Source organism: Achromobacter sp. SD115, assembly GCF_017355315.1.
Classification (GTDB): Bacteria; Pseudomonadota; Gammaproteobacteria; order Burkholderiales; family Burkholderiaceae_B; genus Achromobacter; species Achromobacter xylosoxidans_B.
The window spans coordinates 142,074-164,606 of record NZ_JADIJM010000016.1 but is presented as its reverse complement, the minus strand read 5'-3'; the positions used below and the strand labels follow the sequence as shown (position 1 = coordinate 164,606).

General features: G+C 65.2%; 22 protein-coding genes. 14 read left to right on the top strand and 8 right to left on the bottom strand.

What is annotated here, in order from left to right; translation table 11 throughout:
• Positions 1–3: 3 nt before the first annotated feature.
• The 4 genes from sdhA to IPU70_RS21875 all read right to left on the bottom strand — a co-directional run bounded on the left by sdhA (position 4) and on the right by IPU70_RS21875 (position 3,480).
• Positions 4–1,770, bottom strand: a complete 1,767-nt coding sequence (gene sdhA / locus IPU70_RS21890; protein WP_242702634.1) for a succinate dehydrogenase flavoprotein subunit — start codon at positions 1,768–1,770, stop codon at positions 4–6.
• Positions 1,771–1,785: 15 nt separating this feature from the next.
• Entirely contained in the window at positions 1,786–2,169 is a 384-nt protein-coding gene (gene sdhD, locus IPU70_RS21885) for a succinate dehydrogenase, hydrophobic membrane anchor protein (RefSeq protein WP_013392308.1), read from the bottom strand.
• Positions 2,169–2,582, bottom strand: a complete 414-nt coding sequence (gene sdhC, locus IPU70_RS21880; RefSeq protein ID WP_013392307.1) for a succinate dehydrogenase, cytochrome b556 subunit — start codon at positions 2,580–2,582, stop codon at positions 2,169–2,171. Before sdhC ends, sdhD begins: the two co-directional genes overlap by 1 nt.
• Positions 2,583–2,703: 121 nt before the next feature.
• The gene (locus IPU70_RS21875; protein ID WP_013392306.1) at positions 2,704–3,480 is read right to left on the bottom strand and encodes a GntR family transcriptional regulator; all 777 of its coding nucleotides are present in this window, start codon (positions 3,478–3,480) and stop codon (positions 2,704–2,706) included.
• A 391-nt stretch (positions 3,481–3,871) separates the two neighbouring features.
• Here IPU70_RS21875 and IPU70_RS21870 point away from each other — a divergent pair, with 391 nt between their 5' ends.
• The 14 genes from IPU70_RS21870 to IPU70_RS21805 all read left to right on the top strand — a co-directional run bounded on the left by IPU70_RS21870 (position 3,872) and on the right by IPU70_RS21805 (position 18,537).
• A complete protein-coding gene (locus tag IPU70_RS21870; protein WP_207470255.1) occupies positions 3,872–4,861 on the top strand; it encodes a malate dehydrogenase in 990 nt (329 codons plus the stop codon).
• A 184-nt stretch (positions 4,862–5,045) separates the two neighbouring features.
• Positions 5,046–5,936: a methylisocitrate lyase gene (gene prpB, locus IPU70_RS21865; protein WP_054450739.1), complete on the top strand. Its 891-nt coding sequence runs from the start codon at positions 5,046–5,048 to the stop codon at positions 5,934–5,936.
• Positions 5,937–6,030: 94 nt separating this feature from the next.
• Positions 6,031–7,224 (top strand): 2-methylcitrate synthase, encoded by a 1,194-nt coding sequence (prpC, locus tag IPU70_RS21860; protein ID WP_013392303.1) that lies wholly within the window; start codon positions 6,031–6,033, stop codon positions 7,222–7,224.
• Positions 7,225–7,287: 63 nt separating this feature from the next.
• Positions 7,288–8,739, top strand: coding sequence for a bifunctional 2-methylcitrate dehydratase/aconitate hydratase (locus IPU70_RS21855; protein WP_207470254.1), 1,452 nt, complete (start codon positions 7,288–7,290; stop codon positions 8,737–8,739).
• 98 nt (positions 8,740–8,837) lie between these two features.
• Positions 8,838–9,266 carry a CopD family protein gene (locus tag IPU70_RS21850; protein ID WP_013392301.1) on the top strand — a complete coding sequence of 143 codons (429 nt, stop codon included), beginning with the start codon at positions 8,838–8,840 and terminating at the stop codon, positions 9,264–9,266.
• Positions 9,267–9,300: 34 nt separating this feature from the next.
• Entirely contained in the window at positions 9,301–11,079 is a 1,779-nt protein-coding gene (locus IPU70_RS21845; RefSeq protein WP_207470249.1) for a THUMP domain-containing protein, read from the top strand.
• A 250-nt stretch (positions 11,080–11,329) separates the two neighbouring features.
• Positions 11,330–11,518 carry a hypothetical protein gene (locus IPU70_RS21840; protein WP_006389355.1) on the top strand — a complete coding sequence of 63 codons (189 nt, stop codon included), beginning with the start codon at positions 11,330–11,332 and terminating at the stop codon, positions 11,516–11,518.
• A gap of 189 nt (positions 11,519–11,707) precedes the next feature.
• Complete coding sequence (locus tag IPU70_RS21835) at positions 11,708–12,226, top strand: RDD family protein (protein WP_207470247.1); 519 nt, start codon at positions 11,708–11,710, stop codon at positions 12,224–12,226.
• 148 nt (positions 12,227–12,374) lie between these two features.
• A complete protein-coding gene (locus IPU70_RS21830) occupies positions 12,375–13,283 on the top strand; it encodes a DUF2167 domain-containing protein (protein ID WP_207470245.1) in 909 nt (302 codons plus the stop codon).
• A gap of 156 nt (positions 13,284–13,439) precedes the next feature.
• A complete protein-coding gene (locus IPU70_RS21825) occupies positions 13,440–14,312 on the top strand; it encodes a UDP-2,3-diacylglucosamine diphosphatase (protein WP_207470244.1) in 873 nt (290 codons plus the stop codon).
• Between the two features lie 127 nt (positions 14,313–14,439).
• Complete coding sequence (locus IPU70_RS21820) at positions 14,440–16,164, top strand: acyl-CoA synthetase (protein WP_207470242.1); 1,725 nt, start codon at positions 14,440–14,442, stop codon at positions 16,162–16,164.
• A 22-nt stretch (positions 16,165–16,186) separates the two neighbouring features.
• Positions 16,187–16,708: a gamma carbonic anhydrase family protein gene (locus tag IPU70_RS21815; RefSeq protein ID WP_207470237.1), complete on the top strand. Its 522-nt coding sequence runs from the start codon at positions 16,187–16,189 to the stop codon at positions 16,706–16,708.
• A gap of 73 nt (positions 16,709–16,781) precedes the next feature.
• Positions 16,782–17,711, top strand: coding sequence for an Hsp33 family molecular chaperone HslO (gene hslO / locus IPU70_RS21810; RefSeq protein ID WP_207470236.1), 930 nt, complete (start codon positions 16,782–16,784; stop codon positions 17,709–17,711).
• A 91-nt stretch (positions 17,712–17,802) separates the two neighbouring features.
• Entirely contained in the window at positions 17,803–18,537 is a 735-nt protein-coding gene (locus IPU70_RS21805; RefSeq protein ID WP_242702633.1) for a TadE/TadG family type IV pilus assembly protein, read from the top strand.
• Between the two features lie 35 nt (positions 18,538–18,572).
• On the opposite strand, the gene ftsB is transcribed toward IPU70_RS21805, so the two are convergent.
• The 4 genes from ftsB to IPU70_RS21785 form a co-directional block, all read right to left on the bottom strand.
• Positions 18,573–18,986, bottom strand: a complete 414-nt coding sequence (gene ftsB / locus IPU70_RS21800; protein ID WP_207470229.1) for a cell division protein FtsB — start codon at positions 18,984–18,986, stop codon at positions 18,573–18,575.
• 68 nt (positions 18,987–19,054) lie between these two features.
• Complete coding sequence (gene eno / locus IPU70_RS21795; RefSeq protein WP_013392290.1) at positions 19,055–20,341, bottom strand: phosphopyruvate hydratase; 1,287 nt, start codon at positions 20,339–20,341, stop codon at positions 19,055–19,057.
• A 4-nt stretch (positions 20,342–20,345) separates the two neighbouring features.
• Positions 20,346–20,630, bottom strand: a complete 285-nt coding sequence (locus tag IPU70_RS21790) for a DUF1330 domain-containing protein (RefSeq protein WP_013392289.1) — start codon at positions 20,628–20,630, stop codon at positions 20,346–20,348.
• Between the two features lie 203 nt (positions 20,631–20,833).
• A complete protein-coding gene (locus IPU70_RS21785) occupies positions 20,834–22,486 on the bottom strand; it encodes a CTP synthase (protein WP_207470216.1) in 1,653 nt (550 codons plus the stop codon).
• Positions 22,487–22,533: the final 47 nt, after the last annotated feature.

Sequence of the window (22,533 nt, the reverse complement as noted above, 5' to 3'; positions counted from 1 at the left end):
GACTTAGAAGGTACGCGCCTTGGGCGGGAAGGACTCGACCGTCAGCGGCTTCATCTGCACGGGCTTGTAATCCAGGCGGCTGCCTTCGGAGTACCACAGCGTGTGCTTCAGCCAGTTTTCGTCGTCGCGCGTCGGGTGGTCGTCCAGCGCGTGCGCGCCGCGGCTTTCGGTGCGGGCGGCGGCCGACTTGATGGTGGCGCGGGCCACTTCCGTCATGTTCGCCATTTCCAGCGCCTCGACGCGCGCGGTGTTGAACACCTTGGACTTGTCCTTGAAGTAGATATTGTCGGCTTGCTTGGCCAGATCTTCGATCTGGGTCACGCCTTCGTTCAGCAGTTCCAGCGTGCGGAACACGCCGCAGTGGCGCTGCATCGAGAAGCGGATGGCATTGCCGATGTCCTGGGTCTTCTCGCCCGAGGTGCGCGATTCCAGCTTGTTGACGCGGTCCAGCGAGAATTCGACGGCTTGCTGCGGCACGGGCTGGTGCGCGTGCTGGCGTTCCGGATGCGAATTGACGATGTGGTTGCCGGTGGCGCGGCCGAACACGATCAGGTCCAGCAGCGAGTTGGTGCCCAGGCGGTTGGCGCCGTGCACCGACACCGCGGCGCATTCGCCGATGGCGTACAGGCCGTTGACAACCTTGTTTTCGCCATTTTCGCGCGACAACACCTGGCCGTGGTAGTTGGCCGGAATGCCGCCCATCTGGTAGTGGATGGTCGGAACGACGGGGATCGGTTCCTTGATCGGGTCCACGTTGCCGAACTTGATGGCGATTTCGCGGATCGAGGGCAAACGCTTGTTGATGACGTCGGCGCCCAGGTGGTCCAGCTTGAGGACCACGTAGCTGCCGTCCGGACCGCAGCCGCGGCCTTCCTTGATTTCCTGGTCCATCGAGCGCGACACGAAGTCGCGCGGAGCCAGATCCTTCAGCGTGGGCGCATAGCGCTCCATGAAGCGTTCGCCATCCTTGTTCAGCAGGATGCCGCCCTCGCCGCGCACGCCTTCCGTGATCAGCACGCCGGCGCCGGCCACGCCGGTCGGGTGGAATTGCCAGAATTCCATGTCCTGCAGCGGGATGCCCGCGCGGGCGGCCATGCCCAGGCCGTCACCGGTGTTGATGAAGGCGTTGGTGGAAGCGGCCCAGATGCGGCCGGCGCCGCCGGTGGCCAGCACCGTGGTCTTGGCTTCCAGGATATAGATTTCGCCCGTTTCCATTTCGAGAGCGGTCACGCCCACGACGTCGCCCGCTTCGTTGCGCAGCAGGTCCAGCGCCATCCATTCGACGAAGAACTGGGTGCGCGCGGCAACGTTGCGCTGGTAGAGGGTGTGCAGCAGCGCGTGGCCGGTGCGGTCGGCAGCGGCACAGGCGCGCTGGACCGGCTTTTCACCGAAGTTGGCGGTGTGGCCGCCGAACGGACGCTGGTAGATGGTGCCGTCGGGGTTGCGGTCGAACGGCATGCCGAAGTGTTCGAGCTCGTACACGGCGTTCGGCGCTTCGCGGCACATGAATTCGATGGCGTCCTGGTCGCCCAGCCAGTCCGAACCCTTGACGGTGTCGTACATGTGCCAGTACCAGTTGTCTTCGCTCATGTTGCCCAGCGAGGCGCTCACGCCGCCCTGTGCGGCAACGGTGTGCGAACGCGTGGGGAACACCTTGGACAGCACTGCAACGGACAGGCCCGCCTGGGCCAGTTGCAGCGAACAACGCATGCCGGCTCCGCCGGCGCCAACGACCACCACATCAAACTGGCGGCGCGGCAGGGATTTCATGACAGAGACCACGGCTTAAATGCTCCAGAGGATTTGCGCGAAGTAAACGACCGAACCGACCAGCCAGAGGATCGTCAGCACTTGCAGCAGCAGGCGCACGCCCACCGACTTGACGTAGTCCATCCAGATGTCGCGCACACCAATCCAGGCATGCCAGGCCAGCGCAATGAATGCAAGGGTGGCCAGGATCTGGCCAACCGGAAGAACGCCCACGTAGAAGTTGAACAGCGCGGTCCAGTGCTCGTACGTGAAGGCCGGCATCATCAGGATGCCGATGAGCAGCACCAGCGTGTACACGGCCATGATGACGGCGGTGATACGCTGGATGATGAAGTCCATGACGCCGTAGTGGGCGCCCACGACCAGACGCTTGGGTCCGTAGTTTTTGACGTCGGCCATTACAGCACTCCGAACAGTTTGAGAGCGAACACCAGGGTCAGCGCCAGGCTCACCCCGAAGACCACGCCGGCGCTCTTCTTGGCCGACAGTTTGTCGATGCCGATGTGCAGGTCCAGCAGCAGGTAGCGGATGCCGGCACAGAAGTGGTGCAGGTAGCCCCAGATCAGGACCAGGAAGACAAGCTTGACGATCGGATTGCCGGCGTACGCGGCCACGGCTGCGAACGTCTGCGGCGCGGCCACGCTGGCCGCGAACAGCGGCAGAATGACCAAGGGAAGACAGAGGAACAGCAGCGCGCCGCTGACGCGGTGCAGAATGGACAGCTTGCCGGCCAGGGGCAGGCGGTAGCTGGCGAGTTGCGCAATACCAATATTGCGAAACTGCGGACGTGGCTTGGCAGCGGTGTCGGACATGACGGCCTCGGTGTTTCGGAACTAGGGAATCGTTACGGCGGAAATGCCGTCGCCCTTGCGGGCAAACACGGTATTTTCGCCCAGAGATAGGGTCGGTATCAAATCGTAGGTAAAAAACTCATCAATTCAGACTATTGCGGTAGTGGTATCGATCGGTCAAGTACAACCCCCGGCGAATTTCCATGGGGCGGTCACCATACGTATAAGACACCCTATCCACCTGCAACAACGGCGTCCCGGCGGGAACATTAAGCAGCGGACAGACCTCGGCCGGCGCGATCACCGCGCGCAGCTTTTCGTCCGCGCGCACCATGCTCACGCCGAATTCGGATTCGAACAGACCATAGAGCGGCGCCTTGTTGGCGCTCAGCAGTTCCAGGGTCAGTCCACGGAAAATGGAACCAGGCAGCCAGATGTCGTCCACCACGGTGGGCGCCTGCCCCAGGGACAGCAGGCGGCGGATCATGATGACGGTTTCGCCGGCCCGCAGGTCGAGGGCGCGCGCGATCTCGGCGGGCGCCCGCAGGCGTCGGCATTCCAGGATGCGGCTTTCCGCCCGGCCGGCCTCGCCTTCGTCGGCGGCCAGGCGCAGGAAGCGGTAGCGCACGCGCGCTTCGTGGTGGGTGGCGACAAAAGTGCCCTTGCCCTGGCGCCGCAGCAGCATGTGCTCGGCGGCCAACTCGTCGACCGCCTTGCGCACCGTACCCTGGCTCACCTGGAAACGGGCGGCCAGATCGATTTCGCTGGGGATGAGCTCGCCGGGCTTCCATTCGCCGCGTTCCAGGCTCTGGACAAGCAGATCCTTGATTTGGCGGTAGAGCGGACTGAAAGCGGCCCCCTCGCCCGCCGTGCGGGCGGCGCGAATGCGTAAGGAGGTTTCGGGCCGGGGCTCTGCCATGGATCTTTTCGATTGAGTCATGTTTATCCGGGGATATGGGAGGGCGGCGCAAGGCAGCGAACCCATCCGCAATGCGCTGCTGCCGCCAAGGTTCTGGCTTGATACAGGCGCGCAGCCGGAACCGGGCTGCGGCGCATTCGAATAAACGCTCTATTGTGGCATATCGGCCGGGAAGCTGTCCAACGTCTTATGTCTTATATAAGATAGAAGAGCAATTGACGGACACGTAAATTCGATCTAGGATTCAACGCTGTCCAGGCCCTGCGCCAGCCGCTGCGCGCACCTCCGCGCCCGCCGCTGCGCACGCTACCGCACCCGCGTTGATTTTCACGCCCAACGATTACACTGATTGGTGAGATTTTTTCTCGCCAAACCATTACGGAGAACGTCCATGTCCAAGCCTGCCTTGCGTGTCGCCGTCACCGGCGCCGCCGGCCAAATCGGTTACGCACTGCTATTCCGCATCGCCTCGGGCGAAATGCTGGGTAAAGATCAACCCGTCATCCTGCAACTGCTGGAAATTCCCGACGAGAAAGCGCAAAAGGCCCTGAAGGGCGTCATCATGGAACTGGATGACTGCGCCTTCCCGCTGCTGCAAGAAGTCACCGCCCACAGCGACCCGCGCACCGCCTTCAAGGACGTTGATGTGGCCCTGCTGGTTGGCGCCCGTCCGCGCGGCCCCGGCATGGAGCGCAAGGACCTGCTGTCCGTCAACGCCCAGATCTTCACGGCTCAGGGCAAGGCCCTGAACGACGTCGCCAGCCGCAACGTCAAGGTCCTGGTCGTGGGCAACCCGGCCAACACCAACGCCTACATCGCCATGAAGTCGGCGCCGGACCTGCCCGCCAAGAACTTCACCGCCATGCTGCGCCTGGACCACAACCGCGCCCTGTCGCAACTGGCCGCCAAGTCGGGCAAGGCCGTCGCCGACATCGAAAAGCTGGTCGTGTGGGGCAACCACTCGCCCACGATGTACCCCGACTACCGTTTCGCCACCGTCGGCGGCGAGTCGCTGTCCAAGCTGATCAACGACGACGCCTGGAACCGCGACACGTTCATCCCCACCGTGGGCAAGCGCGGCGCCGCCATCATCGAAGCCCGCGGCCTGTCCTCGGCCGCTTCGGCCGCCAACGCCGCCATCGACCACGTCCGTGACTGGGTCCTGGGCAGCAACGGCAAGTGGGTCACGATGGGCATCCCGTCGGACGGCTCCTACGGCATCCCGGAAGGCATCATCTACGGCGTGCCGGTCACGACCGAAAACGGCGAATACAAGCGCATCGAAGGCCTGGAAATCGACGCCTTCTCGCGCGAGCGCCTGGACTTCACGCTGAAAGAGCTCCTCGAAGAGCGCGACGGCGTCAAGGACCTGCTGAAGTAAGCAGCGCATGAGTAAAGAATTGGGCCCGTTTGCGCGGGCCCAATTCCTAAGCAAGACCGAAACATAAACCTGTCCCTTTGCTCCTGCGCAAAGGAATATCGCGAAGGGGACAGATCTATTTTCCGGCCAGTCCTTCCATCCGGGGCATTCTGAAAACACCCGGTCCAAATTACGGAGACCACCCATGTCCAGACCCGAATCCGCCGGCGCCCTCTTCCGCCGCGCACTCGCCGAAGAAAGCCCGCTGCAGATCATCGGCGCCATCAACGCCAACCATGCACTGCTGGCCAAGCGCGCCGGCTACCGCGCGATCTACCTGTCCGGCGGCGGCGTCGCGGCTGGCTCGCTGGGTCTGCCCGATCTGGGCATCAACACCATGGACGACGTCCTGACCGACGTGCGCCGTATCACCGACGTCTGCGACGTGCCGCTGGTGGTGGACATCGACACCGGCTTCGGCCCCTCGGCCTTCAACATCGCCCGTAGCGTCAAGAGCCTGATCAAGTTCGGCGCCGCCGCCTGCCACATCGAAGACCAGGTCGGCGCCAAGCGCTGCGGCCACCGTCCGGGCAAGGAAATCGTCTCGACCGAGGAAATGGCCGACCGCGTCAAGGCCGCGGCCGACGCCCGCACCGACACTGATTTCTACCTGATCGCCCGCACCGACGCGATCGCCTCGCACGGCGTCGACGCCGCCATCGAGCGCGCGCTGGCCTGCGTGGAAGCGGGCGCCGATGCCATCTTCGCCGAAGCCGCCTACGACCTGCCCACCTACGACCGCTTCGTCAAGGCAGTCAAGGTGCCGGTGCTGGCCAACATCACCGAATTCGGCAAGACGCCGCTGTTCTCGGTGGAAGAACTGAAGAGCGTGGGCGTGGGCATGGTGCTCTACCCGCTGTCGGCCTTCCGCGCCATGAACAAGGCCGCCGAAGCGGTCTACACCGCTATCCGCCGCGACGGCCACCAGAAGAACGTGGTGGACCTGATGCAGACGCGCGAGGAACTGTACGACCGCATCGGCTATCACGAGTTCGAATCCAAGCTGGACGCGCTTTTCCAGAAAGGCAAGGCGTAAGCAAGCCCTCGGTTTCCGGCGCCGCGGCAGCCGCCCGGCGCCTTGCATGCCCACCCCCATAGCAACGACCATCGCGAAAGGAAGGAGTAGAGACATGAGCACGGCTCCCAAGAAGCAAGTGGCCAAATCGGACGCCAAGCCGGAAGAAAAAGCCGGTTTCAAGCCCAAGAAATCGGTTGCGCTGTCTGGCGTTGTCGCCGGCAACACGGCGCTGTGCACGGTTGGCCGCAGCGGCAACGACCTGCACTACCGCGGCTACGACATCCTGGATATCGCCCACACCAGCGAATTCGAGGAAATCGCCCACTTGCTCGTCCACGGCAAGCTGCCGAACAAGGCCGAACTGAAGGCCTACAAGGAAAAGCTGCGCAGCCTGCGCGGCCTGCCCGCCCAGCTGCAAGCCGCGCTGGAGGCCCTGCCCGCCGCCAGCCACCCCATGGACGTGATGCGCACCGCCGTGTCGGTGCTGGGCTGCGTGCTGCCTGAAAAAGACGACCACAACACCCCGGGCGCGCGCGACATCGCCGACCGCCTGATGGCCAACCTGGGCTCGGCGCTGCTGTACTGGTACCACTACAGCCACAACGGCCGCATCATCGACGTACAGACGGACGACGACAGCATCGGCGGCCACTTCCTGCATCTGCTGCACGGCGAAAAGCCCAGCGATGATTGGGTCAAGGCCATGCACATCTCGCTGAACCTGTACGCCGAACACGAGTTCAACGCGTCCACGTTCACCGCCCGCGTCATCGCCGGCACCGGCTCGGACATGTTCTCGGCCATCTCGGGCGCCATCGGCGCGCTGCGTGGCCCCAAGCACGGCGGCGCCAACGAAGTGGCCTTCGACGTGCAGAAGCGCTATGACACGCCGGACGAGGCCGAGGCCGACATCCGCCGCCGCGTCGAAGCCAAGGAAGTTATCATCGGCTTTGGCCACCCCGTCTACACCGTGTCCGACCCGCGCAACAAGGTCATCAAGGAAGTGGCCAAGAAGCTGTCCAAGCAGGCCGGCAGCACCAAGATGTTCGATATCGCCGAACGCTTGGAAACGGTCATGTGGGACATCAAGAAGATGTTCCCCAACCTGGACTGGTTCTCGGCCGTCAGCTATCACATGATGGGAGTCCCGACCGCCATGTTCACGCCGCTGTTCGTCATCGCGCGCACGGCGGGCTGGTCGGCCCACATCATCGAACAGCGCGTCGACAACAAGATCATCCGCCCCACCGCCAACTACGTGGGCCCGGAAGACCAGAAGTTCGTGCCGCTGGAAAAGCGCAAGTAAGACCGGGACACGGACGAGGGCACGGCATGGCCACCTGTATTCATTCCATGGAGAGGTACCGCTATGTCTGCCCCGTTCTCCAACGTCCGTCCCGATCCCGACCAGGTCCTGGTCGACATCGCCGACTACGTCCTGAAGTATGAAATCCAGAGCGGCCTGGCGTACGAGACGGCACGCAACTGCCTGATCGACACGCTGGGCTGCGGCCTGGAAGCGCTGGAATACCCGGCGTGCAAGAAACTGCTGGGCCCCATCGTGCCCGGCACGACCGTGCCCCACGGCGCCAAGGTGCCTGGCACGCAATTCCAGCTCGATCCCGTGCAAGCCGCGTTCAACATCGGCACGATGATCCGCTGGCTGGACTTCAATGACACCTGGCTGGCCGCCGAATGGGGCCACCCGTCCGACAACCTGGGCGGCATCCTGGCCACCGCCGACTGGCTGTCCCGCACCGCGGTCGCGGCGGGCAAGCCGCCCCTGCTGATGCGCGACGTGCTGACCGGCATGATCAAGGCGCATGAGATCCAGGGCTGCATCGCGCTGGAGAACTCCTTCAACAAGGTCGGCCTGGACCACGTGGTGCTGGTCAAGGTGGCCTCCACCGCCGTGGTGGCACAGATGTTGGGCCTGAGCCGCGAGGAAGTGATCAACGCGGTGTCGCTGGCCTGGGTCGACGGCCAGAGCCTGCGCACCTATCGCCACGCCCCCAATACCGGCAGCAGGAAGAGCTGGGCCGCGGGCGACGCCACCAGTCGCGCCGTGCGCCTGGCGCTGATCGCCAAGACCGGCGAAATGGGCTACCCGTCCGTGCTGACGGCCAAGACCTGGGGCTTTTATGATGTGCTGTTCAAGGGCCAGCCGTTCAGGTTCCAGCGCCCCTACGGCAGCTACGTGATGGAAAACGTGCTGTTCAAGATCTCATTCCCGGCCGAGTTCCACGCGCAGACCGCCGTCGAATGCGCCATGGAGCTCCACGGCCGACTGAAGGCCGCCGGCAAGAGCGCGGACGACATCGCGAAAGTCACCATACGCACGCACGAAGCCTGCATCCGCATCATCGACAAGAAAGGCCCGCTCGCGAACCCGGCCGACCGGGACCATTGCATCCAGTACATGGTGGCCGTGCCGACGCTGTACGGCCGCCTGACCGCGGCCGATTACGAGGACTCGGTGGCGCAGGATCCCCGCATCGATGCGCTGCGCGACAAGATCGTCTGCGTCGAAGACCCGGCCTACACCCGCGACTATCACGACCCCGACAAGCGTTCCATCGCCAATGCGCTGACGGTGGAATTCAAGGACGGCACCCGGCTGGACGAAATCGTCTGCGAGTACCCAATCGGCCACAAGCGCCGCCGCGCCGAAGGCATACCGCTGCTGGAAGCCAAGTTCCGCACCAACCTGGCGCGCATGTTCCCTGCCCGCCAGCAGGACCGCATCCTGCAGGCCTCGCTGGACCAGAAGCGGCTGGAAGCCATGCCGGTGCACGAGTACGTCGACCTGTACGTGATCTGAGCCGCCGTCCCGCAAAGCCCCGTCCGCGGGGCTTTGCTCCGGCCCTGGGCGCAGGGTGGCGCAGCTTACAATGCGGCTTTCCTCGACTGGATCGCACCATGGCCATGCTTTGGGTCAAGACCTTTCACATCGTCTTCATCGCTTCCTGGTTTGCCGGCCTGTTCTACCTGCCGCGCATATTCGTGAACCTGGCCCAGCAATCGGACGCCACGGTCCAGACCACCCTGCTGGGCATGGCGCGCCGCCTGTACCGCTTCACCACCATCCTGGCCGTGGTCGCCGTCGTGTTCGGCATGTGGCTGTACCTGGGCTATGGCATCGGCGTGGGCCCCGGCAACGGCTGGATGCACGCCAAGCTCTTTTTCGTCCTGCTCGTCATCGGCTACCATCACGCCTGTGGCCTGATGCTGCGCAAATTCGAACAGGGCAAAAATACCCGTTCGCACAAGTTCTATCGCTGGTTCAACGAAGTTCCCGTCTTGCTGCTCTTGGTGGTGGTGGCGCTGGTCGTCGTCAAACCCTTCTGATACCCCCTACCTCTGCACATTCGCCAGGATTCGTATGTCCTCTGATGAACAGGACCGTCCGCGCAAGACGCTGACGATCAAGAAAACGGCGCGCGACGCCCACGCCGAAGACGCCCCCAAGCGCACCCGCACGGGCGCCCGCGCCCGCCTGGTCGCGCAACAGGAGCGCACCAAGGAAAGCATCGAACGCCAGAAGGACCCCGCCGCCTATCAGCGGCGCAAGGACGAGGAGGCCCGCGGACCGCGCGGCACCGGCCGCGGCCAGCCCGCCCGCGGCGCGTCGGATCGTGGCGCGCCAGGTCGGGCTGCGTCAGACCGGGCCGCGTCAGGCCGTAACACCTCGGACCGGGCCGCGCCTGGCCGCTCTGCGTCAGACCGCAAGCGCGACGACGGCCCGCGCCGCGAAACCGAATCCGGCAGCCGCTCCGGCCGCGCGCCGCAGCGCGCACCGCGTCTGCGGGACGATCAGTACATCGCGCCGGCCACGCCGGCAGGCCGCTTCTACGACCCGTTCGAGGACGACGGCCCCGCCCCGGAATACCTGGCCGAACCCGACCACGCGCAGGAAGCGGATTTCGCCGAAGCTCGCGACCATGACGACGGCCGCGACAGGCGCGAGCCCGCCGTGGAAACGCGCAGCCGCCGCCCGCGCGAAACCCGCCAGGCGGAAGTATTTCCCATCTTCGCCCCCTGCCCCCAGGGCCTGGAAGAGGCGCTGACGGCGGAAATGCAGGCGCTGGGCTTCGAGGACGCGCAGGCCGGCCGCGCCGGCTGTTCCTTCACCGCCGACTGGGCGGGCGTGCAGCGCGCCAATCTGTATTCCCGCCTGGCCACCCGCATTCTGGTGCAAGTGGCCCATGCCGAGATTTCGCACGAAGACGACATCCTGGACCTGGCCCGCGATACCCCCTGGGAACGCTGGTTCGGCGCCGAGCAGACCCTGCGCGTGGACACCTCGGCCATCAAGAGCCCGGTGCAAAGCCTGCAGTACTGCAATCTGCGCGCCAAGGACGGCATCTGCGACCGCCTGCGCGAACTGGAAGGCGAACGCCCCAGCATCGACACGGTGCGCCCGGATGCCCGCGTACACCTGTTCCTGACCGGACACACCGCCACGCTGTATCTCGATACCTCGGGCGAATCCCTGTTCAAGCGCGGCTGGCGCCTGGACAAGGGCGAAGCGCCGCTGCGCGAGAACTTGGCCGCCGGCATGCTGGCGCTGGCTGGCTGGGATCCGGCTGCGCCGCTGCTGGATCCTTTCTGCGGGTCGGGCACCATCCTGATCGAAGCCGCCTGGATCGCGCTGGGCGTGCCTCCGGGCATTTCGCGCCCGTTCGGCTTCGAGCGCCTGCGCGGGCACGACGCCTACCGCTGGCGCGACCTGAAGGACGACGCCCGCTCGCGCATCCTGCCGCAGCTGGACGCGCCGCTGGTCGGCTACGACCTGGACCCGCAAGCCATCGAATTCGCCCGCAACAACGCCGAACGCGCCTGGCTGACGGAAGACTCCATCCGCTTCGAGGTCGGCGACGCCCGCCACGTCACGGCGCCCGCGGATCATGGCTGGATCGTCACCAACCCGCCCTACGGCGAACGCATGGGGACGGAACAGGACGCGGATCTGTGGCGCGACTGGGCCACCTGCCTGAAGCGCAATTTCGCTGGTTGGCAGCTGCATGTCATCACCAGCGACCTGACCTTGCCCAACCAGCTGCGCCTGAAGCCCAAGCGCCGCGTGCCGTTGCACAACGGCTCGCTGGACTGCCGCCTGTTCGGGTTCGAGCTGGTCGCCGCCGGCTACCGCGACGCCTGAGCACACCTCGCACCCCGGGCGGCTGCGGCCCCCCGGGCGCCGCTTTTTCCCCTGGCGCAGTACGTTGTAAACGCGCAGCAACATGCTGCGCGTATCTTTGCTTATGGTGTTCCCCCGCCCCGTTTGGGAGCATCATCGAACCAAGGTGTTGCCAATACGCACCGGCCACTTGCACAAGTTCAGGGTTAACCCCTATAATTCGGGTTATCCCTAGTAGCTAAACAAACAGTGCAAGCCCGTGGAGGCTATTGTGATCAACCCGAACAACACCATCCGCCTGACCGACGAACTCGAGCGCCAACTGATGCTCCAGGCTATTGAAGAACAATTCCGTCCGCACCCGATGCGGGCGTTGGCCGCCGGCCTGCGTAAGCTGGCCCACGGCATCCGTGCCCTGGCTGGCAAGACGAGCGCCAAGAACGCGCACTCCGCCGCCTGAGCAAGGCCCAGGCTCGTGGCCTGAACAGTTTTCCCCTTGGGGGCTGCACAGCCCCTTTTAAGACCCGCCCTTACCGGTGGGTTTTTTTTTGCCCGAGATGGCCCCGCCCGGCAAAACTCTCGCGGATCGCTGCAAGCACCACGCAGCGCGTCGTCGCCGAACGCCGGCTTTGTCGGATAATAGCGACCCATGACGACCGACGCCCTCCTCGACCAGACCCCCAACCGGCTGCGCCGGTTCGCCTGCATGATGTACGAAGCCGTGCTGCTGTTCGGCGTGGTGTTCCTGGCGGGCTATCTGCTGGATACGCTGACCCAGAGCAAGAACGCATTGGAATTGCGCGGCGCCCGGCAGGCCTGGCTGTTCCTGGCCATCGGCGCGTATTTCGTGCTGTGCTGGCGCCGCCGCGGCCAGACGCTGCCCATGAAAACCTGGAACATCCGTCTGGTCGACCGCGACGGCAATACCCCCTCGACTGCCCGGCTGATGCTGCGCTATGTCCTGGTCTGGCCCCTGGTGCTGGCCGGCGCGGCGGTGGTCTGGGCCGCCGCCAGCGCCACTGGCTGGCCCTCGATGGACATGTTCATCGTCGCCGCGCCCTTCAGCATCTTCATCTGGTCCTGGTTCGACCCCGACGGCCAATTCCTGCACGACCGTCTCCTGGGTACGCGGCTGCGCAACGCGCCGCAACGCAAGAAAGCCCGATAGACCCGGATGCGGCGCGCTGGCAGGCGTGCCGCACACATCCTGCGACAAACAGCAACATCATGCGGCGATTTAGCCGTTTGCTTTCAGAAAGTTGAAAGTCGACCGCAAAGACAATGAGGCCCCTTTTTTCAGACGCCCCAGAACCATCATGCGCGCTTTTCTTTCCCGTGTTGCGCTGGCTGCCGCCAGCACCCTGTTCCTGCTGCCCGCCAGCGCCTTCGCGCAGAACGCGGCTGCCCAGCAGGAAATCGAAGCAGCCACGAAAGCCGCCTTCGCCGCGGCCCAGGAAGGGCCAGCCGACGTCAAGCTGGGCGACCAGGCAATCGTCCATCTGCCCGCATCCATGTTCTTCGTGCCGCGCCTGCAGGCCGACCGGCTGATGGCGGCCTACGGCAATGGCAAGGATCCTTCCCTGCTGGGCGTGGTGATGCCCAAGAGCGACGATGACGACTGGGTCATTACCGTCAATTTCGACAAGGCCGGCTACATCAAGGACGACGACGCCAAGAACTGGAACGTCAACGAATTGCTGGACAGCTTGCGCGAAGGCACCGAGCAGTCCAATGAAGAGCGCAAGCAGCGCGGTTTCCCCGAGCTGATCATGGACGGCTGGGTCGAAGCGCCGAAGTACGACAGCAGTACGCAGCGCCTGGTCTGGTCGGTCGCCGTCAAGCACAAGGGCGAAAGCGCCACCGAAAACCCCACCGTCAACTACAACACCTACGCGCTGGGCCGCGACGGCTACATCACGCTGGACCTGATCACGCAGAAGAGCATGGTGCCCAAGGACAAGACGGCCGTGCTGACCCTGCTGGACAAGCTGGATTACGTCGAAGGCAAGCGCTACGCCGACTTCAACTCGTCGACCGACAAGGTGGCCGAATACGGCCTGGCCGCCCTGGTGGCTGGCGTGGCGGCCAAGAAGCTGGGCCTGTTCGCCGTGATCGCCGCCTTCCTGGCGAAGTTCGCCAAGGTCGGCGTGCTGGCCGCGGCCGCGCTGGGTGGCGGCCTGTGGAAGCGCCTGCGCGCCAAGAAGGCCAACCAGCAACAACCCTGACCACCGGGCCATAAGGCGGCTCCGGCCGCTCAACTCCCTGCAGTCCGGCGCGCGGCCTGCCGCCGTGCACCGCTGCACCGGGCGACATCACGCCGTCACAACAGCGTCACATGGCGTTCATGTTCCGGTCATCGCCGGATGGTTTCATTCCCAGGCATGAGCACAGCCCCTGGGAAAGCTACCGTGAACGAAATCCGCCCTGCGCATTGGCGCGCCCTCTGGATTTCCGATATTCACCTGGGCACCGCCGGGTGCAAGGCGGAATTCCTCCTCGACTTCCTCGACCACAACGATTCCGACACCCTTTACCTGGTGGGGGACATCGTCGACGGCTGGCAGTTGCGCAAGCACTGGCACTGGCCCCGGGCGCACAACGACGTCATCCAGCGCATCCTGCGCAAGGCCCGCAATGGCACCCGGGTCGTGTTCATCCCGGGCAACCACGACGAATTCGCGCGCGAGTTCGCCGGCTATGCCTTCGGCGACATCGAAATCCTGGACGAGGACGTGCACGTCACCGCCAAGGGAGAGCGCCTGCTGGTGCTGCACGGCGACCAGTTCGACGGCGTGATCCAGCACAGCCGCTGGCTGGCGCACCTGGGCGACGGGCTCTACCAACTGGCGCTGTGGATCAACCATCATTTCAACCGGCTGCGCCACCGCCTGGGACTGCACTACTGGTCCCTGTCGCAATACCTGAAGCACAAGGTCAAGAACGCCGTGTCCTTTATCACCGATTTCGAGGAAGCGCTGGCGGGCGAAGCCCGGCGCCGCGGCCTGGACGGCGTGGTCTGCGGCCATATCCACAAGGCCGAACTGCGCTACGTGGGCGAGATCCTCTACTGCAACGACGGCGACTGGGTGGAGAGCCTCTCCGCCCTGGCGGAGACCCACGATGGCCAGCTCCAGCTACTGGACTGGGCCGCCATCACGGCGGAACGCGAGGCCGACCCCGCCGCCCGTCCGCCCCGCTCGCTGACGCTGCCGGCCCTGCCGTCCGCGCTGCGCCGGCAAGGCAAACACCCGTGATAACCCGTATGCGTCCCCGTTACGCAACGGGGATGTTGCAGTTCACGGCCCTCTAGGTCATGCTTGCATCTGGGGCAACGGGCGAACTTGACCCGTTCACGCTGCAACATGCTTACAACATAGGGCCATGAACGACCAATATCAGGCGCTCTACCAAACATTCCGCTGGCTGGTACCCACCCAGTTCAACATTGCGGAAGCGTGCTGCCACCGCTGGGCATCCAGCAGTCCGGATGCGCGGCGCATTGCCATCTACTACGAAGATGAATCCGGCAACCGCGAAGTCTGGACCTATGCCCGCCTGGCGGAAGCCGTCAATCAACTGGCCAACGGCCTGGTGAAAATGGGTGTGGGGCGCGGCGACCGCGTCGGTGTGGTACTGGGACAACGCCCCGAGACCGTAGTGGCCCATATGGCCATCTACAGCGTCGGCGCGGTGGTGCTGCCGCTGTCCGCCCTGTTCGGCCCGGAAGCCCTGGAAAGCCGCTTGCGCGACTCCGAAACCCGCGTCGCGATCGTGGATTACGCCTCCAGCGCCAATCTGCTGGCCGTGAGCGACAACTGTCCCAACCTGCAGCAGATCATCGGCATCGGCTTCGCCGACGAGCGCGTACTGCCCTGGCGCAGCCTGCTGGCGCGCCAGCCCAGCGAATTCAAGATGGTCCAGACCCGCTCGTCGGATCCGGCCATCCTGCTCTATACCTCCGGCACCACCGGCGCCCCCAAGGGCGCGCTGCTGCCGCATAGTGTGCTGATCGGCAACCTGCCGGGCTTCGTGGCCTCTCAAGATTGGTTCCCCAAGCCCGCCGACGTGTTCTGGTCGCCCGCCGACTGGGCCTGGACCGGCGGCATGATGGATGCCCTGCTGCCCACCCTGTACTTCGGACACCCCATCGTCGGCACGCGCGGCCGCTTCTCGGTCGAACGCGCCTTCGAACTCCTGGAGCGCTACCAGGTCACCAACACCTTCCTCTTCCCCACCGCGCTCAAGATGATGATGAAAGCGGTGCCGGAGCCCCGCAACCGCTATCAGCTGGCCTTGCGTTCCATCATGAGCGCCGGGGAAAGCGTGGGCGAAACCGTCTTCGAATGGTGCCAGTCGGCATTGGGCGTGACGCCCAACGAAATGTTCGGCCAGACGGAAATGAACTATGTGGTCGGCAACAGCCAAAAGCGCTGGCCCGCCAAGCCGGGCAGCATGGGCCGGCCATACCCGGGCCACAACGTCGCGGTGCTGGATGAAGACGGCAAGCCGGTCGCGGCCGGCGGCACGGGCGAGATCGCCGTCAACCGGCTCGACATCCACGGCTATCCCGATCCGGTGATGTTCCTGGGCTACTGGCGCAACGAAGCCGCCACCCAGGCCAAGTTCAAGGGCGACTGGTGCCTGACGGGCGACCTGGCAACGGTCGACGCCGACGGCTACCTCTGGTACGCGGGCCGCGCGGACGACGTGTTCAAATCCGCCGGCTACCGGATCGGCCCCGGGGAAATCGAAAGCTGCCTGATCGGGCATCCCGCGGTGGCCAACGCCGCCGTCGTGCCCAAGCCGGATGCCGAGCGCGGCGCCCTGGTCAAGGCCTATGTGGTGCTGACGCCGGAATTCGCGCAGCGCGACCGCAACGACATCATCGAGAACCTGCAGGAACACGTGCGCGAGCGCCTGGCCCCGTATGAATACCCCAAGGAGATCGAATTCGTCGACGAGCTGCCCATGACGACCACCGGTAAAATCCAGCGCCGCATCCTGCGCCTGCGCGAAGAAGAGCGCTCGCGGGCGACCGCGGGCGTGACAGACGCACCGTCGGCGCTCGCGCCACAGACAGAGGCGCAGCAGGCGCCCAAGGCCTGACGCCGCAACCGGAGAACCAGGCATGCCCATTTACCAGCTCGACGACCTGATCCCTAACATCGACCCGGCCGCCTATGTGGCCGACAGCGCCGACATCATCGGCAACGTCACGCTGGAGGCAGGCGTCAGCATCTGGTCCAACGTGTCGATCCGCGGCGACAACGACGCCATCCTGATCCAGAGCGGCACCAATATCCAGGAAGGCAGCGTGCTGCACGTGGACGACGGCTGTCCCATGACCATCGGCCCCAATGTGACGGTGGGCCATCAGGCCATGCTGCACGGCTGTACCATCCATGAAGGCGCCCTGGTGGGCATGCAGGCCATCGTGCTGAACAACGCCGTCATCGGCCGCAATTGCCTGATCGGCGCCGGCGCCATCATTCCCGAAGACCGCATCATTCCCGACAATTCCCTGGTCATCGGCATCGGCAAGATCGTCCGTGAACTCTCGGACGAGGAAATCGCCAATCTGCACAAGAACACCGCCCATTACGTGGCACGCGGCCAACACTACAAGACGGCCCTGAAACGGATCGGCTGAGGGCCCCGGCGCGACGCTTCGACCCTGCTGGCGGCAGGGGGAATAGACCGGCCTGATCGGCTAACATTCCTCCATGACCGATCAGCTCAAGAAATACCTTACCGAAGACCGCAGCGTCCGCATCCAGGCCGTGCGCCTGGAGGCGACCTGGAAGGCCGTGCAGGCCAATCACGACTATCCCCCCGCCATCACCCACCTGCTGGGCGAACTGGTGGCGGCGTCCACCCTGCTGGCCGCCAACATCAAGTTCGACGGCTCGCTGGTGCTGCAGATCCAGGGCGACGGCCCCATCGCCCTGCTGGTGGTGGAATGCCGCAACGACCTGAGCCTGCGCGCCACCGTCAAGATGCGCGAAGGCCACGAAGTACCCAGCGACGGCAACATGCAAAGCTTGCTGAACCCGGGCGGCAATGGCCGTTTCATCGTGGTGCTGGACCCGCAGCGCAAGCTGCCGGGCCAGCAGGCATATCAGGGTATCGTGCCCCTGCAGGGCGACACCGTGGCCGAGGCCCTGCAACACTACATGAAGGCCTCCGAGCAACTGGACACGCGCCTCTGGCTGGCCGCCAACGCCGAGCATGCCACGGGTATGCTGATCCAGCGCCTGCCGTACCACGGCGGTTCGGACGCACCCACGCTTACCGAGCAGAACGCCGCCGAAACCTGGGACCGCGCCTGCGCCCTGGCCGGCACCATCAAGCACGACGAACTGCTGGCCACCGACATCGACACGCTGATCCATCGCCTGTTCTGGGAAGAAACCCTGGTGGCGTTCGATCCACTGGCCGTGCGCTGGCACTGCCCCTGCACCCGCGAACGCGTGGCCAGCATGCTACGCACGCTGGGCCAGGAAGAGGTCGACAGCATCCTGGCGGAGCGCGGCCAGGTCGAGGTGTCCTGCGACTTCTGCGGCAAGCCGTACAAGTTCGACTCCGTCGACTGCGCCACCTTGTTCTCGTCCAGCGCCGCGCCCGCCGCGGACGAACCTCCCACGGTGCACTGACCCGTGCCGGCGGCCTGGCCGCCGGGACAATTCCAGCACACCGGCTTATCCTCATCGACAGGCGGCCATGCCTGCGCCAGACTGCGCAGCCATGACCGCCTTTTTTTACGCCCCTTCCTGCCGCCAGCGCGGCGCCGCCGCCATCGAATTCGCGGTGGCGGCGGCGCTGGTGCTGCTGCTGGGCCTGCTGGCAATCGAAGCAGCCCGCTGGCAAGGCGTGCGCCAGATGGCCTATCTGGCGCTGATGGAGGCCTCACGCGCCGGCGCCACCACGCACGGCGATCCGGTACGCATGCGGACAGCCTTTCTGCAGGCGCTGCTGCCGCTGCACGCCGACATACAAGGCCAGGCCGGCGCCCGCCGCCGCCAGAATGCCGAACTGGCCGCGCTGACGGCCATTTCAGGCACCCATCCCTGGCGCATCGAAGTCCTGCTGCCCGACGAGCAGTCGTTCCGCGAACACGCCCGCCCCGATCTCAAGCTGCCCGTGGCGCAGGGCCTGCGCGTCATCGACAACAGCTACCAGGACCTGCAGCATGCGCGCCGGCCGCCGCGCCCAGGCGGCCAGAGCATCTTCCAGGCCAACACCTTGAAGTTGCGCCTGACCTACCTGCACAAGCCGCTGCTGCCGCCCTTGCGGGCGTTGCTGGCCGTGCTGGGTCCCGACATAAACAGCTACGCCGGTAACGCGCAGGCCAAGGGCCTGCTGCCCTTGCGCATGGAGCTGGAAACGGAGATGCACTCGCACCCGGCGGATTGGGCGCGCAGAACGCCGCAACCCGCCGGCATCGTGTACGGCGAGTGCCGCAGCGTGCGCTGCGGCTGACCAACCGGGGGATGGACAGGAGCGGCGGCCGGCGTTCAGTGCCGGGTGTTGGCCTGATTGGCGGGCTTGGGAGGCACAGCCGCCGGACGGGCGGCCGGCGCGCTGGCGCGCGCGGGCGTGGCCGGCTTGGCCGCGGCATCGGCGGCCAGCGAGGCGCCGCCCGCCGGAGCCGGGGTGTTCTGCGGCAGAATGTGCACGAATACCTCGCCGTCGCGCATCATGCCCAGTTCGCCGCGGGCGCGTTCCTCGATGGCGCCGGAGCCACCCTCGAGGTCGCGCACTTCCGCTTCCAATGCGGCGTTGCGCGCGCGCAGGCCTTCATTGGTCTCGCGTTGCTCCGCCACCTGGCGTTGCAGATCCCAGACCTTGAACCACCCGCCCTTACCCAGCCACAGCGGGTATTGGATCAGGCCTAGCAGCACGAACAGCACCAGGAACAACAGGCGCATACGCGGGAACCCTCAGCAGTCGTGGCGTGGATGCAGCCCCGGGCTTGCGCCTGGAGCCGCGCTTCTCATCAACGCAGGTTGTAAAAAGCTTCCAGGCCCGGATACGACGCGACTTCAGCCAGCTCTTCCTCGATGCGCAGGAGCTGGTTGTACTTGGCCATGCGGTCCGAACGGGACAGCGAACCCGTCTTGATCTGCATCGCGTTGGTGGCCACGGCGATGTCGGCGATGGTGGAGTCCTCGGTTTCGCCCGAACGGTGCGACACCACGGCGGTGTAGCCGGCGCGCTTGGCCATTTCGATGGCGGCGAAGGTCTCGGTCAGGGTGCCGATCTGGTTGATCTTGATGAGGATCGAGTTGGCCACGCCCTTCTGGATGCCTTCGCGCAGGATCTTGGTATTGGTGACGAACAGGTCGTCGCCCACCAGCTGCACCTTCTTGCCCAACTGGTCGGTCAAGAGCTTCCAGCCTTCCCAATCGTTTTCGGCCATGCCGTCTTCGATCGAGATGATGGGGTACTTGTCGCACCAGGTGGCCAGCAGGTTGGTGAATTCCTGCGAGGACAGCGAGATGCCGCCTTCGCCGGCCAGCGTGTACTTGCCGTCGCGGTAGAACTCGGAGCTGGCGCAATCCAGGCCCAGGGCGATCTGCGTGCCCGGCTCGTAGCCGGCTTCGGTGATGGCCTTCAGAATCAGCTGGATGGCGGCTTCGTGGCTGGGCACGTTGGGCGCGAAACCGCCCTCGTCGCCCACGGCCGTGGACATGCCCTGGCCGTGAATCAGCTTCTTGAGCATGTGGAAGACTTCGGCGCCCCAGCGCAGGGCTTCGCGGAAGCTGCCCGCGCCTACCGGCAGAATCATCAGTTCCTGCAGGTCCAGCGTGTTGTTGGCGTGCGCGCCGCCGTTGATGACGTTCATCATCGGCACGGGCATGCTCATGGGGCCGCTGCCGCCGAAATAGCGGTACAGGGACAGGCCCGATTCGTCGGCGGCGGCGCGGGCCACGGCCATCGAAGCGGCCAGGATGGCGTTGGCGCCCAGGCGTTCCTTGGATTCGGTGCCGTCCAGCTCGATCAGGGTGCGATCGACAAAGGTCTGTTCCTGGGCGTCCAGGCCCATCAGGGCTTCCGAGATTTCCGTATTCAGGTTCTCGACGGCGCGCAGCACGCCCTTGCCCAGATAACGGCTCTTGTCGCCGTCGCGCAGCTCGATGGCTTCGCGCGCGCCGGTGGACGCGCCCGACGGCACGGCCGCGCGGCCCATGGCGCCGGACTCCAGCAGCACATCGCATTCGACGGTGGGGTTGCCGCGCGAATCCAGAATCTCGCGGCCGATGATATCGACGATAGCACTCATGACTTTACATTCCCTGAACGATAAACATATTCATGACAGCCGCGCCTTCGCGGGCATTGCGGGCGCGGCGGTACTGCCAGGAGTCGTAGAAAGCCTGGGCCGCGGTCATGGAGGGAAACTCCATGACGACGGTACGGCCAGGCTCACGGCCCTCGAGGTGCCTGGAATCGCCGCCGCGCACCAGGATCTTCGCATCGTACGCGCGCATCGCGAGCGTGGACAGACGCTTGTAATCCTCGTACTGCGCGGGCTTGGTCACTGAGACGTCGGCGATGAGGTAGGCACTCATGGGGTTCCTTCAGAGCAGTTGCGTTGGTTTCGGTCTGACGCCGGATACGGCGACGCCGCCAGTGTCGCGCAAGGCGGCCGGGCGACGCATATCCGATGCTAATTGGTTGTATCCGAAAGCAGCGCCGCCGTACAGGGCGGCGCTGGGGCGGCGGCCCGCGGTCCCGAAGATCCGCTTACGGAACTCCAGACCGCAGGCGCGCATTACGCCTCCTGGCCGCGGCGAGCCTTCTGCTCGATGGCGGCGCGGATATAGCTGCTGAACAACGGGTGGCCGTCACGCGGAGTGGACGTGAACTCGGGGTGGAACTGCACGCCCACGAACCACGGGTGGTCGGGCAATTCCATCATTTCCGGCAGGTTCTCGGTCGGCGTGCGGGCGCTGATCACCATGCCGGCCTCTTCCAGGCGCGGCACGTAGACGTTGTTGACCTCGTAGCGATGGCGGTGACGCTCGTTCACTTCGTCGCCATAGATGGTCTGCGCGCGGGTGCCGGCCTTGATCGGCACGCGCTGCGCGCCCTTGCGCATCGTGCCGCCCAGGTCGGACGACTGGTTGCGCTTTTCGACCTTGCCTTCACGGTCCATCCATTCGGTGATCAGGGCCACCACGGGGTGCGGCGCGGAGGGATCGAATTCCGTGCTGTTGGCGCCGCCCAGGCCGGCGACATGGCGCGCGAACTCGATGACGGCCAGCTGCATGCCCAGGCAGATGCCCAGGTAAGGCACGCCGTTTTCACGGGCGTAGCGGATCGCGGCGATCTTGCCTTCGGTGCCGCGCTTGCCGAAGCCGCCCGGAACCAGGATGGCGTCCAGGTGCTTGAGCTGGTCGGTGCCGCGGGTTTCGATGTCTTCGGAGTCGATGTACTCGATGTTGATCTTCGAGCGCGTGTGGATGCCGGCGTGAACCAGCGCTTCCGTCAGCGACTTGTACGACTCGGTCAGGTCGACGTACTTGCCGACCATGCCGATGGTGAGCTGGTGCTGCGGGTGCTCCAGCGCCTCGACCAGGTTGTCCCACATGGACAGGTCGGCCGGCGGCGGGGTCAGGCCCAGCGCTTCGCAGACGATGTTGTCCACGCCCTGCTTGTGCAGCATGGCCGGGATCTTGTAGATCGAGTCGGCGTCCCAGACGGAGATGACCGCGTCCAGGGGCACGTTGGAGAACATCGAGATCTTGGCGCGCTCGTCGTCCGGAATGCGGCGGTCGGCGCGGCACAGCAACGCGTTCGGGTAGATGCCGATTTCGCGCAGCTTCTGCACCGAGTGCTGGGTCGGCTTGGTCTTGAGTTCGCCGGCCGATGCGATGAAGGGCACCAGCGTCAGGTGCACGAAGGCGGCGTTGTTGCGGCCCATGCGCAGGCTCATCTGGCGCGCGGCCTCGAGGAACGGCAGGGACTCGATGTCACCCACGGTGCCGCCGATCTCGACGATCGCGACGTCGGTGTTGCCGTTCCAGGCGGCTTCGGCGCCACGGGCGATGAAGTCCTGGATTTCGTTGGTGATGTGCGGAATGACCTGGACGGTCTTGCCCAGGTAGTCGCCGCGGCGCTCCTTGCGGAGCACGGATTCGTAGATCTGGCCGGTGGTGAAGTTATTCACCTTGTGCATGCGAGCGGAAATGAAACGCTCGTAGTGGCCAAGGTCCAGGTCGGTTTCGGCGCCGTCTTCCGTGACGAACACCTCGCCATGCTGGAACGGGCTCATGGTGCCCGGATCGACGTTGATGTACGGGTCGAGCTTCAGCATGGTGACTTGCAGGCCACGCGACTCGAGGATGGCGGCGAGCGACGCAGCGGCGATGCCTTTGCCCAGGGAAGACACCACACCGCCGGTGACAAATACGTATTTGGTCATCGTAATGAGCACCCGGGACGAGCGGGCGCGTGCGGGAAATTTGGATT

What these genes read in the sequence shown, in the direction of transcription:
- sdhA (WP_242702634.1), bottom strand. Translation starts at nt 1,770, where the DNA reads ATGAAATCCCTGCCGCGCCGCCAGTTTGATGTGGTGGTCGTTGGCGCC.
- sdhD (WP_013392308.1), bottom strand. Translation starts at nt 2,169, where the DNA reads ATGGCCGACGTCAAAAACTACGGACCCAAGCGTCTGGTCGTGGGCGCC.
- sdhC (WP_013392307.1), bottom strand. Translation starts at nt 2,582, where the DNA reads ATGTCCGACACCGCTGCCAAGCCACGTCCGCAGTTTCGCAATATTGGT.
- IPU70_RS21875 (WP_013392306.1), bottom strand. Translation starts at nt 3,480, where the DNA reads ATGGCAGAGCCCCGGCCCGAAACCTCCTTACGCATTCGCGCCGCCCGC.
- IPU70_RS21870 (WP_207470255.1), top strand. Translation starts at nt 3,872, where the DNA reads ATGTCCAAGCCTGCCTTGCGTGTCGCCGTCACCGGCGCCGCCGGCCAA.
- prpB (WP_054450739.1), top strand. Translation starts at nt 5,046, where the DNA reads ATGTCCAGACCCGAATCCGCCGGCGCCCTCTTCCGCCGCGCACTCGCC.
- prpC (WP_013392303.1), top strand. Translation starts at nt 6,031, where the DNA reads ATGAGCACGGCTCCCAAGAAGCAAGTGGCCAAATCGGACGCCAAGCCG.
- IPU70_RS21855 (WP_207470254.1), top strand. Translation starts at nt 7,288, where the DNA reads ATGTCTGCCCCGTTCTCCAACGTCCGTCCCGATCCCGACCAGGTCCTG.
- IPU70_RS21850 (WP_013392301.1), top strand. Translation starts at nt 8,838, where the DNA reads ATGGCCATGCTTTGGGTCAAGACCTTTCACATCGTCTTCATCGCTTCC.
- IPU70_RS21845 (WP_207470249.1), top strand. Translation starts at nt 9,301, where the DNA reads ATGTCCTCTGATGAACAGGACCGTCCGCGCAAGACGCTGACGATCAAG.
- IPU70_RS21835 (WP_207470247.1), top strand. Translation starts at nt 11,708, where the DNA reads ATGACGACCGACGCCCTCCTCGACCAGACCCCCAACCGGCTGCGCCGG.
- IPU70_RS21830 (WP_207470245.1), top strand. Translation starts at nt 12,375, where the DNA reads ATGCGCGCTTTTCTTTCCCGTGTTGCGCTGGCTGCCGCCAGCACCCTG.
- IPU70_RS21825 (WP_207470244.1), top strand. Translation starts at nt 13,440, where the DNA reads ATGAGCACAGCCCCTGGGAAAGCTACCGTGAACGAAATCCGCCCTGCG.
- IPU70_RS21820 (WP_207470242.1), top strand. Translation starts at nt 14,440, where the DNA reads ATGAACGACCAATATCAGGCGCTCTACCAAACATTCCGCTGGCTGGTA.
- IPU70_RS21815 (WP_207470237.1), top strand. Translation starts at nt 16,187, where the DNA reads ATGCCCATTTACCAGCTCGACGACCTGATCCCTAACATCGACCCGGCC.
- hslO (WP_207470236.1), top strand. Translation starts at nt 16,782, where the DNA reads ATGACCGATCAGCTCAAGAAATACCTTACCGAAGACCGCAGCGTCCGC.
- IPU70_RS21805 (WP_242702633.1), top strand. Translation starts at nt 17,803, where the DNA reads ATGACCGCCTTTTTTTACGCCCCTTCCTGCCGCCAGCGCGGCGCCGCC.
- ftsB (WP_207470229.1), bottom strand. Translation starts at nt 18,986, where the DNA reads ATGCGCCTGTTGTTCCTGGTGCTGTTCGTGCTGCTAGGCCTGATCCAA.
- eno (WP_013392290.1), bottom strand. Translation starts at nt 20,341, where the DNA reads ATGAGTGCTATCGTCGATATCATCGGCCGCGAGATTCTGGATTCGCGC.
- IPU70_RS21790 (WP_013392289.1), bottom strand. Translation starts at nt 20,630, where the DNA reads ATGAGTGCCTACCTCATCGCCGACGTCTCAGTGACCAAGCCCGCGCAG.
- IPU70_RS21785 (WP_207470216.1), bottom strand. Translation starts at nt 22,486, where the DNA reads ATGACCAAATACGTATTTGTCACCGGCGGTGTGGTGTCTTCCCTGGGC.